Below are 11,028 nucleotides of genomic sequence, written 5' to 3'. Positions count from 1 at the left end.
TTCGGCCGTGGAGCCGGGTCGGATCCGGCGGGCTTGGTGCTGGTCATGAGGGGGTGGTTCTCCTGTCGTGCCCTCTCAGGCTAACCCGCCGAAGCGGGGCGTCTCACCCAAGGCTGACAGAGAGGGCCGGGCGGCCCACCCCCTGCTGCCCCCCAGGCTGTTCAGCAGCCCGGTCTTTGCGCTACTGGCCGCGGTGGCCTTCCTCATGGGAGCCGCGAAGGCCGCGACCACCGTGTACCTCCCGCTGTTCCTCCAGATCGCCATGGGCTCCGGCCCCTTCGACACGGGCCTGATCATGGTGTCGCTGGTCGGCGGGATCACAGCCGGATCACTCGCGAGCGGGGAACTGGTCACCCGGACCGGCCGCTACAAGCCGTACCTGATCGCCGGTACCGGCCTGACCTCCGCCGGTCTCGTACTGACCCATCTGCTGGACGCGCGGAGCAGCGACTGGACGGTCGTCGGCACGCTCCTCGTCTTCGGGCTCGGTTTCGGGCTCACGGCGCCGATCCTCACCTTGGCGGTGCAGAACGCGGTGGGGTACGAGGACCTGGGTGTCTCCGTGTCCGGCATCGGCTACTTCCGGTCCCTGGGCCGGACCCTCGGCATCGCCGCCGTGGGTTCGGTGTTCGCCGCCCGGCTGGGACACAACCTCGCGGAGGAGGAGGCCACACGCGATCTCGACCTGGCCGCGCTGCGCGCCGATCCGGCCGTGCTGGACGCCTACACGCTGTCCATCAGGGAGATGTACCTGGGATCCGTCAGCCTGGCGCTCATCGCCTTCGCCCTGTCCTGGTTCCTGCGGAAGATCCCGCTCCAGCCCGGCGCCACTCCCCCGGAGACCGGCGACCCGCTGCGCACCGCACCGGTCCCGCGCACATCCGTCGAAGAGGTGGAGCGCATTCTCTCGGCGGCCGGAAACCGGGACGCGCTGCGCGGGCTCTTCACCCGCATCGCCGAGGACGCCGGGGTCCGGCTGCCGCCGCGGGCCTGCTGGCTGCTCATCACGGCGCTCCGCGAATCGCCGTTGGACCTGGGGCGGCTCGGGCAGCGCAGCGTGGTCGACACGAGCATCATCGGCCACGCCGTCGACGAGCTCGAGACCCGCGGTCTGGCGCGGCGGACCGGCACCGGTCTGCTCCTCACGGGAGAGGGACGTGCGGTGGCGATGCGGCTGACTGCCTCGCGCCGGCGGATGCTGCGGGAGGTCGTCGGGACCTGGGCCACCGCCGAACATGCCGCCGTCGAGGCCCTTCTGGAGCGGCTCGACAGGGCGCTGACCGGTCAGGACGACCTCCCTGAGGGGTGACGGCACGACTGCGCGGCGGAAGCCGCGGGGGCCGCGGGGCGGGCCGGGGACCCACGGCGGGGGCGCGAGGCCCCGTGGACACGGGTGCGGGCGGAAGCCGCGGGTCCGTCGCACGCGCCGTGGAGGCGCCAGGCGCGCCGAGCCGTGCACGGGGGTTCCTTTTCCGCCAGACCGGCGCGTACTGTGCGGATCCCCGGCACCCGTCCGCCGGGGTCCGCGGTGCACCTCCCCCCTTCTCGCACCGCAGCGAGACCCCGCCCGCATCCGCACGGCGGGGCCTCGCCACGTCCCTCCCCGGCCGCTCTCTCCTGGCGGCCCGTCGCTCCTTGCCGGCCGGCGGAGTCAGACGCGGCCGGTGCCGTGACCCGGTGCCCCGGTGAGCCGGTGCGGTCGTCTCACCGGGCCGCCCGGTGCGCGCCCGTGGAAGCACGAGGCGGGCACGGTGCATGGGGGCAGGGTGCATGGGGGGCACGGTCCGACGATGCGGCCGCCGCGGTCGCGGCGGTCGGGACAGGCGAGACGGCCGAGGCGGTCGGGACAGGTGAGACGGCCGAGGCGGGCCAGGCGGATAGGACAGCCGGGACAGGTATGGCAGGTGTGGCAGACGACGCGGACGGGGCGGACGACGCGGCCGAAAGGTGCGAGGCGGTCACGGTCACGCGGGACTCGGCCCTCGTCCCGTTCACCGTCACCGCCAGCACGGCCGTCCCGGGGCGCAGTCCGCTGAGGCGGCCCGTCGACGGGTCGTACGCCGCGACGTGCCACGGTCTCGCACCTGCGGGGTCGCCGATCTGCATGTTCGGCGAACCGCTCCAGTCGGTGCTCATGGGGAAGCGCGCCGGCACCTCGCGGGCGCCCGCGCCCTGTCCCTGCCGAACGCCGGCGGTGACGGGGGCCCCGGCTCCCGCCGGCAGCGACACCGGGAGGCCGAGGGTCAGCCCGTCGACGTGCGCGCGGGTCTGCACGGTCAGCCAGTCCGGCCCACCGGTCCACGGCAGATGCCGGGCCGCCGCCTGCTCGGCAGGCGACACCCGGTCGACACCGACCAGCGACCATCCGGTGAACCCGCCCCTGTCCACCGGAGTGGACGGCGCCTTACCCGAGTTGCCGTTGACCAGGTAGGGGACACCGTCGACGCGGTCGGCGTGGAAGGTGCCGACATGGCCGCCGACGAAGGCCGCCCCCTTGCCCGTCGACCGGCGGAAGGCGGACAGCCAGCTCTCCAGCAGCGCGGCCTCCTTGCGGTCCGGGAGCCGGCTGCCCTGCTGGGGTGTGGGATCGCGGGGCGGCACATGCTGGACGACCAGCACCGAGCCGACGCGCGGATCGGCGGCCGCCGCGTCGAGCTGCGCACGCAGCTCCCTGATCTGGGCGAAGCCACCGCCGCGCAGCCCGAGGCTGGAGGTGTCGAGGGTGATGAACCGGGTGCCCTTGTGGTCGAACGTCCGCTGGGCCGGCCCGAACTCCGCCACGAAGGCGTCGATCCCGCCGCCCATCACCTCGTGGTTGCCCGGTACGTAGTACCAGGGCAGCTCGCCGCCGAGTTCGTCCTCCAGGACGGTGCGGGCGAACGCCAGGTCCGCCGGTGCCCCCTCGTCTACCAGGTCGCCGGCGACCACGACGAAGTCGGGTCCGGCCGCCCTGATCTCGCGCAGGGTGCGACGGGCCTGGGCGAGGGCCTGGCTGCCGGGGCCCCGGGCCAGGAACTGCGCGTCGGACAGCACGGCGAAACGCCAGTCCCGGCTCCCGGTCCGCGCGGCGCTTCCGATCAGCGGGTCCCCGCGCACCGCTTCGACGGGCAGTGCCACCGGGGGCGGGACCATGGCCGTGAGGTCGTCGACGGTGATCGTGCCCCGGTAGGAGCGGGTGGCGGCGGTCTCGGCGAAGTAGATGCGGTGGACCCTCAGGGGGTACGCGACGCCGGCCGGCACCGCGAACTCGATGTGCCGCCACCCCGTCCAGGTCGCATACGGCCCCCGGAGCAGCTGGTCGGAGCCGGCCGAGTCCTTCAGATGCAGCGTCGGCCAGGCGCCGTTGCCGTCGCCCTCGACCCAGAGCCCGAACGACTGCGGCTGGCCGTCGACGGGGATCTGCGCGGGCGGATGGGCGTAGGCGGCCCGGGTGGCGGTGGACTGGGTGAAGTCGTAGGCGATGTCCAGTCCGCTGCCGGTGCGCCCGTCAGCGGTGGGCGCGACCGAGCCGGAGGCACGGGCGGCGGTGAAGGTCCAGCGGTCCGCGTCGTCGAACGAGGCGACCTCGCGGGTGGCCAGCCCGACGGTCACGACGACGACCGTGCTGCTGCCCGCCACGGTCGCGGTGACACGGCCGGCGGCGGGCTCGGCGGTACGCGCCCGGACCGTGAAGCCCTCGGCGTCCGCCGCGATGTCGAAGAGGGAGCGGTCGTAGTCGAGCCGGATGTCGGAGGGCTCCACGGGGGCGCTGGTGCCATGCGCGTCGAGGCCGATGATCCCGAAGCGCCCGGACGCCCGCGCGTCGGCCAGGCCCACGCGCGGTGCCGAGGAGCGGATGCGGTCCAGTTCGCCGAGGACGGTCAGCCGGACGGCCCCGCGGGCGCCCCCGCGCCACGCGGTGATGTCCGTGGAGCCGCTGGACCGGGCGGTGAACACCCCGTCGGGGCCGACCCGGCCGGCCAGGGGGTTCTTCGCGTACCAGCGTGGCGTCCCCTCTGCGGGCCCGTACGCCTCGTCGTATCCGGCCGCGGTGAGGCGGCGGGTGAGGCCGGGGAAGACCCGTTCGGGGTGGCCGCCCCGGACCGGGTCGGCGGTGGGTGCGGCGCCGGGGTCCATGGCGGTTGCGACCCGGTAGCCCCTGAGTTCCCCGCTTCCCTCGGGCGCGGTGAGGACCAGGCCGTTGGGTACGGGCCGCTCGGTGCCGTCGGACGGGCTGTTCTCCACCCGTACGGTGTCGCTGCCCGGCTCGGTGGCGACGAGGGTGGAGGAACCGCCGCCGTCGAGGTTGACGGCGTGGTGGGCCCCCGCGCGCCGCATCATCAGTCCGAGTTCGGTGAGGGTCACCCCGCCGCTGTCGGCCTGGCGGCCGTCGACGGTGAGGATCCGCATGACGCCGCCGTCCCGGGAGAAGCCGACCGCGGTGCGCGGGGCGGCCTCGTTGTTGCCGGCGCCCTCGTGGTCGACGGGTTCGCCGTCGACCACGAGGAGTTCGCCCGCGCCGATCGCGGTGCGCGGGGTCTCACCGGTGCCGGCGCGCGGGCGGTACTCCCAGGAGACCGGGTCGCCGACGGCGAGCGCGGTGAGCGCGTCGGCGCCCGCGCCCCGGCCGACGAGTACGGTCACGCCGGGCGGCACCGGGCCCTTGCCGGGTGGGCCGGCCGCTGCGGTCACCTTCCCGTCCGTGACGGCGACCTCGGCGGTGCGCTGCGCGCCGTCCACGGTGAGGGCCCGGTCCGCCTCGCCCCACCGGGAGCTGTAGGCGCCGATGCCGTGCGCGGGGATGTCCGCCGCGTTGAGGGCGTCGAGCGGGCGGGTGCCCGCGGGAAGCGTCAGGGTTCCTTCGAAGTACAGCTGGAGGATGCGGCCGGCGTCGCCGGGGCCGAGGCCGACGGCCCGGTTGCGGCCGGGGGCGGAGGAGTTGACCAGCCGGCCGTCGTGGAGGGCGGTGCCGGATGGCGCACCGGTCCGGTTGATGTCGAAGAAGTCCCCGTTGATGGCGGCGATGGTCCGCCGCCCGGGGCCGGGGTCGTGCTCGGCGGCCATCCGGGACACGGTCTGCCGGGCGGCGACCCTGCCCGGGTGGAGGTAGTCCGCCGTCGTCCCCCGGCCGAGGTCGACGGAGAGGGAGTCGACCCGGAGCCATTTGTCCGGCTCCAGCCTGTCGTACGAGCTGAGTTCGACGCCCGGGGCGAGCGGACGGCTGGTCCGGGCGGTCTCCAGCCCGTCGCCGTCGGCGATGGTGAAGATCCCCGGGTCCGCCGCGACGGGGCTGCCGTCACCGCGGTCCGCAGGGCCGGGGGCCGGTGGGGGGACCGGCCGGAACTGCTGGGCCGAGGCGCGCGGGAGGGGTTCGGGTGGTGGCGCGGCACCGGCACCGGCACCGGCCGCGGCCGGTGCCGCGGCGCCGAACGCGAGGGCCGAGCAGACCGCGATGACTGTCGTGGATCTCCGGAAACCGGCTGGGGGCACGGCGACTCCCGTGGGGCGGGCGGCCACGCGCACCCGGTGCGCACGTGACGACGCTTCAGCATCGCGGCGCGGGTGCTTCCCTGCCAGCAGGCACGGGTGATGACCGGGGCTACGGCGTGTCGCCGTCGGTTCACGGCCTGCCCGGTCGCGGCCCCCGGGGAGCGCCCGGGAGGTGGGTGTCGGCCGCGGCTCAGTAGGCGGAGTCGACGTTGTCGATGGAGCCGTAGCGGTGGGCGGCGTAGTTCGCGGCCGCGGTGAGGTTGGCGACCGGGTCCGTCACCTCGCTCGAGGTGCCGTTGACGTGGTAGGCGTCGAAGGTGGGCTGGATGACCTGCAGCAGGCCCTTGGACGGGGTGCCGTTCCGGGCGTTGACGTCCCAGTCGTTCTGGGCGTTCGGGTTGCCGCCGGACTCGCGCATGATGTTGCGGTGCAGGCCCTCGTAGCTGCCCGGGATGCCCTTGGACTTCATGACCTCCAGGGCCTCGCGTATCCAGCCGTCGAGGTTGTTCTGGTACTGCTGCCGGCCCTGCTCGGCCTTCGTCGCCGAGGCCTCGGCCGCGGGGGCCGCGACGGCCGCGGCACCGGCCGAACCCCGCTCGGCGGCGTGCGCCGGCGACGGGGCCAGCGTGAGGGCCGCCGCCGCGGCACCGGCGGTGGCGATGCCGGCGACGGAGAGCCGGCGGAGGCGGGCGATGCGGCCGGCGGTGGACTGCTTGCGAACGGTCATGCGGGGACTCCCATGGTGGGCTGCGTGGGGAGAGGGGGTTCGGCAGAGCCGAGCGGTCGGCGCGGGATCGCGACCCGCTCACCGCCGCACTCACTCCCCGGAACGCCAGCCATCGTGGGGGGCCGCCCCGGCCGAACGCAAAGATGTGACGTACTACCGCTCTACGGAGAAATGACCGTTCTGTCGCTACAGGGTGGCTATCAGCGGAATGTACGGCTTTCTTCGCCACTACCGGGCTTAGGACGTGACCCAGGTCCTATGTCCGGCATCACATGCGGGTGACGTTCTCGCCCTGCCTCGTCGCTTCGGGTGTTCGCGGCCTCACGCACGGCCGATGGCCTCACGGGTCCGCCGTACACGCCGCCCCGCATCCCGTGCCCCGCATGCCCTGACCTCCATGCGGCCGAGTGGGCCGATGCCGAGGGCCGGGCGCAGCGCGCTCGTGGAGCCTCCCGGCGGGAGGGGCGGCACTCCGGAGCCCGTCTATATGACGGTACGACAGATACGGCAGGATGAGGCGTCGCACCGAACGGAGCCGAACGGCCCGGCGCGACGCTCAGCGGCATCCCCCGACACGCACAGGTGGCTCGTGACGACACTTCACATCCAGCGCAAAGCAGCAGGCACACCCGTCCGCACCCCCTCTCCCGCCCCGGGAGGTGCGCGGTGAACCGGGCTCTCACCCTGCACGACCTGATCGTCGCCGGTATCGCTCTGGCCGCCGGCACGGCGGCCGCCCTGCTGCTCCGGGTGATCCTGAGATGGCTCGGGGTACGGGCCGCGAGAACGAAGTGGAGCGGCGACGACATCATCGTCGACGGACTGCGGACGATCGTCCCCTGGTCCGCGTTGACCGGGGGCGCTGCGATCGCCGCCTCGGCGCTTCCGCTCACCGCCCGGGTCGGGCGCAACGTCACCATGACCCTGACGGCGGTGCTGATCCTGGCCGCGACGGTCACCGCCGCGCGGGTCGTGGCCGGAATGGTGAGGGCCCTGGCGCAGTCCAGGTCCGGGGTCGCCGGCTCCGCCACGATCTTTGTGAACATCACCCGCGTCGTCGTGCTGGCCATGGGCTTCCTGGTCATGCTGGAGACTCTGGGCGTCTCCATAGCGCCGCTGCTCACGGCGCTGGGCGTAGGCGGTCTGGCGGTGGCGCTGGCCCTGCAGGACACCCTGGCCAATCTCTTCGCGGGCGTGCACATCCTCGCGTCCCGCACGGTGCAGCCCGGCCACTACATCAAGCTCAGCAGCGGCGAGGAAGGCTATGTCGTCGACATCAACTGGCGCAACACGGTCGTGCGTACGCTCTCGGACAACCTCGTGATCATCCCCAACACGAAGCTGTCCGGCACCAATATGACCAACTTCCACCGTCCCGAGCAGCACATGTCACTCAATGTGCAGGTGGGGGTCGGGTACGACAGCGACCTCGATCACGTCGAGCGGGTCACGACCGAGGTCGTGAAGAACGTCATGGCCGATGTCGAGGGGGGACTGCCCGACCATGAACCCCTCATCCGCTTCCACACGTTCGGCGACTCCCGCATCGGGTTCACCGTGATCCTCGGCGTCGGCGAGTTCAGCGACCAGTACCGGATCAGGCACGAGTTCATCAAGCGGCTGCACAGGCGCTACCGGTCCGAGGGCATCAGCGTGCCCGCCCCCCGGCGCATCGTCTCCGTGCACCAGACCGAGATCCCGCAGCCCGGGCTGCCGATCCCCGGTCCGCGTGTCGCCGCGGACGCGATGACCACCCCGGTCAACCCGACGCCGCCGGTGTGACGCCCGGCCGTCCGGCTGCCGTGCCGGTCCCGGTCGCGGCGGCCGGCCCCGACCGCCCGGGGTGGATCCGGCGGTCGTGAGGAGCGATCCGCCGGACCACCCGGGAGCCGGGCCGCTGCCCGGAGCGCGGGGCCTGGCCTCAGCCGGGCTCCCGCCGGAGCGATCGGGTGGTACGGCCGGGGCGCCCCGGCCGTACCGCCCGGCAACGGCTCGGGCACCCCGCAGACGACTCCACGGTCCCGACTCCGCCGGTCCACTCCACCGGTCCACTCCACGGGGCCGGCTCCCGTGTGTCCCCGACCCGGCGTGCACCACGGACCCCGGCCACTCCAGCGGCCGGCAGGGGTCGCCGGGGGGATTCCGCGGGCCCCCGGCCTCAGGCGCGATCCACCGCGCCCCGCTCCGCGGGATCATGCTCCGGCCGCGTCTCACGCCCCTGCACCGCGTCCCGCAGCGCCGCCCCGTCCGGCACCGGGCCGCGCGCCGTCGCGGATCCGCCGGACGGGCCGTCCGCGACCGGTTCCGGGGTCCGCCGCACCCCCTGAGCCGCCCCCGGCGGTGTGCCGGACCCGATGCGGCGGGCGAGGCGGGTCGCCAGGGGCTCGGTGTAGCGGGCGGTGAGGGGGCCGACGATGACGAGGATGAGGACGTACGCGGTGGCGAGCGGGCCCAGCGCGGGTTCGATGCCGGCGGTCACGGCCAGCCCGGCGATGACGATCGAGAACTCGCCCCGGGCCACCAGTGTGCCGCCCGCGCGCCAGCGTCCCTTGACGCCGACCCCGGCCCGCCTGGCGGCCCAGTAGCCGGTCGCGACCTTGGTGCAGGCCGTCACGACGGCCAGGGCGAACGCCGGCAGGATGACCGGGGGGATGCTGGCGGGATCGGTGTGCAGTCCGAAGAAGACGAAGAAGACCGCCGCGAACAGATCCCGCAGCGGGCTCAGCAGTGCGTGGGCGCCCTCGGCCACCTCGCCGGAAAGGGCGATGCCCACGAGGAACGCGCCGACAGCGGCGGAGACCTGCAGCTGCTGGGCGATGCCCGCGACCAGCAGCGTCAGCCCCAGAACGACCAGCAGCAGCTTCTCCGGGTCGTCGCTGGAGACGAAGCGCGAGATCACCCTGCCGTAGCGAAGGGCCGCGAAGAGCACCACCCCGGCCACGCCCAGGGCGATCGCGAGGGTGACGCTGCCGGCGGCGAGGCCCACCCCCGCCAGCAGGGCCGTGACGATCGGCAGATAGACCGCCATCGCCAGGTCCTCGAGGACGAGGATGCTCAGGATCACCGGCGTCTCGCGGTTGCCGATCCGGCCGAGATCGCCCATCACCTTGGCGATGACGCCGGAGGACGAGATCCAGGTCACGCCTGCCAGCACCACCGCCGCCACCGGCCCCCACCCGAGCAGCAGCGCCGCGACGGCACCGGGCACGGCGTTGAGAACGAAATCGACCAGCCCCGCCGGATACTGGGTCTTGAGGTTGGACACCAGATCGCTGGCCGTGTACTCCAGGCCCAGCATCAGCAGCAGCAGGATGACACCGATCTCGGCGCCGATCGCCACGAACTCCTCGCTCGCGCCGAGCGGCAGGAGCCCGCCCTCGCCGAAGGCCAGACCGGCGAGCAGATAGAGCGGGATCGGGGAGAACCGGAAACGGCCGGCGACGCGGCCCAGGAGGCCGAGGCCGAGGATGATCGCACCGAACTCGATCAGGAAGAGGGCGGAGTGCACGCGGGTCACTCCCGTCCGAGAATGGCCGCTGCCGCCTCGATGCCCTCACGGGTGCCGATGACGATGAGCGTGTCGCCGCCGGCGAGCCGGAAGTCGGGTGCCGGCGACGGGATCGCCTCCGCCCTGCGCAGCACGGCCACCACGGACGCCCCCGTCTCGGTCCGCATCCGCATCTCGCCGAGTACCCGGCCGTTCCAGTGCGAGTACGCGGACAGCTCGATGCGCTCGGCGACCAAACCCAGATCGGTGGTGTGGAGCACATTGGGGCTGTGGTGGTCCGGCATCAGCGCGTCGATGAGCGACGCCGTCTCCATCGGTGAGAGGTGCAGGGACTGGGCGCAGGCGTCGGGGTCGTCGGCACGGTAGACGTTCACCGTCCTGGTGCCGTCCCGGTGGGCGACCACCGACAGATGGCGGTGTTCACGCGTGCTGAGGTCGTACTGGACACCGATGCCGGGCAGCGGCGTGGTGCTCATCCGTGAGGCAGGCACGGCCCATCCCCTCTGGTCTTGCGGACTGATGTACATGCCGCGGCGCCGGGCGGTTCGCCCGGCACGCGCGGCGATCTGCCATGCTGCCATCTCCCCGCGGGACTCGAACACGATGTCGGGGGTGAGCGGACGGCGGCCCCGGTGCGGAGCACGAGTCCGGGCGCTGCTCGGATCGCCGGCGGGATCGCTGGTCAGGGCGCATATCCGGGTGTCCGCGGCGACGGTGGCGGCACACGTCACGGCATGTCGCGGGGTGAGACGCACCACCCCGTCCCGGCCGGGGACGGATGCGGTACGGCACCGCCCGTGCACGGGGTTCCGGTCAGGTGTACGCGATGCGGCAGCGGGCACGCGCCCACACGAAAGGCCCGTCGAAGCGGGATACCGTGTGCGTCCTCACGCACAACGACGGCATATGCACACAAGGGAACGGCGAAGGGGACGCATGAGCACGCTGAAGCTGAAGCGGAAAGGCAAGGTTCCGCTCCTCTACAAGCCCGTCGGCTTCGCCCTGGGCTGGGCCGGCGGCGCACTCGCCGGGATGGCCTTCCAGAAGGCGTGGCAGGTGCTGCGCCACGAGGACGACGCGCCCGACGCCCTGGACCCCGACCGCAAGTGGGGCGAGATCCTCCTCGCGGCAGCGGTCCAGGGTGCCCTCTTCGCCGTCGTACGCAGTGTGGTCGACCGATCCGGCGCCAAGGCCGTCCACCGTGCGACGGGCGTCTGGCCCAGCGGCGACAGGTCCGGCAGAGACTGACCGCCGCGTCGGGCGGCGTTCGCCCCGCCACGGCACCCGGCCCTGCCCGCCCGGCGAACCGCTGCGTGGCCGGAGC

7 protein-coding genes are annotated in these 11,028 nt (G+C 73.5%); 3 read left to right on the top strand and 4 right to left on the bottom strand.

Going from position 1 to position 11,028, the window contains the following annotated elements:
* The first annotated feature begins 67 nt into the window (after positions 1 to 67).
* A complete protein-coding gene (locus SCWH03_RS20545) occupies positions 68 to 1,309 on the top strand; it encodes an MFS transporter (RefSeq protein WP_173265751.1) in 1,242 nt (413 codons plus the stop codon).
* 395 nt (positions 1,310 to 1,704) lie between these two features.
* Here the strand turns inward: SCWH03_RS20545 and SCWH03_RS20540 are convergent, their stop codons facing one another.
* Together SCWH03_RS20540 and SCWH03_RS20535 are read right to left on the bottom strand one after the other, a co-directional pair.
* Positions 1,705 to 5,469 (bottom strand): phosphodiester glycosidase family protein, encoded by a 3,765-nt coding sequence (locus SCWH03_RS20540; RefSeq protein ID WP_254076900.1) that lies wholly within the window; start codon positions 5,467 to 5,469, stop codon positions 1,705 to 1,707.
* Positions 5,470 to 5,659: 190 nt separating this feature from the next.
* Positions 5,660 to 6,196 carry a transglycosylase SLT domain-containing protein gene (locus SCWH03_RS20535; protein WP_173265750.1) on the bottom strand — a complete coding sequence of 179 codons (537 nt, stop codon included), beginning with the start codon at positions 6,194 to 6,196 and terminating at the stop codon, positions 5,660 to 5,662.
* Positions 6,197 to 6,862: 666 nt separating this feature from the next.
* Between SCWH03_RS20535 and SCWH03_RS20530 the strand changes: the two genes are divergently transcribed.
* Positions 6,863 to 7,978 (top strand): mechanosensitive ion channel family protein, encoded by a 1,116-nt coding sequence (locus tag SCWH03_RS20530; RefSeq protein WP_173265749.1) that lies wholly within the window; start codon positions 6,863 to 6,865, stop codon positions 7,976 to 7,978.
* 376 nt (positions 7,979 to 8,354) lie between these two features.
* On the opposite strand, the gene SCWH03_RS20525 is transcribed toward SCWH03_RS20530, so the two are convergent.
* Together SCWH03_RS20525 and SCWH03_RS20520 are read right to left on the bottom strand one after the other, a co-directional pair.
* Positions 8,355 to 9,704 carry a cation:proton antiporter gene (locus SCWH03_RS20525; RefSeq protein WP_254076899.1) on the bottom strand — a complete coding sequence of 450 codons (1,350 nt, stop codon included), beginning with the start codon at positions 9,702 to 9,704 and terminating at the stop codon, positions 8,355 to 8,357.
* A 5-nt stretch (positions 9,705 to 9,709) separates the two neighbouring features.
* On the bottom strand, positions 9,710 to 10,180 hold the full coding sequence (locus tag SCWH03_RS20520) for a cation:proton antiporter regulatory subunit (RefSeq protein WP_173265748.1): 471 nt from the start codon (positions 10,178 to 10,180) through the stop codon (positions 9,710 to 9,712).
* Between the two features lie 460 nt (positions 10,181 to 10,640).
* Here SCWH03_RS20520 and SCWH03_RS20515 point away from each other — a divergent pair, with 460 nt between their 5' ends.
* Positions 10,641 to 10,952 (top strand): DUF4235 domain-containing protein, encoded by a 312-nt coding sequence (locus tag SCWH03_RS20515; RefSeq protein WP_173265747.1) that lies wholly within the window; start codon positions 10,641 to 10,643, stop codon positions 10,950 to 10,952.
* The last annotated feature ends 76 nt before the right edge of the window (positions 10,953 to 11,028 follow it).

Origin of the sequence: Streptomyces pacificus (assembly GCF_011766325.1) — a bacterium.
GTDB lineage: Bacteria > Actinomycetota > Actinomycetes > Streptomycetales > Streptomycetaceae > Streptomyces > Streptomyces pacificus.
This window is presented reverse-complemented; position numbering and strand designations above follow the sequence as displayed.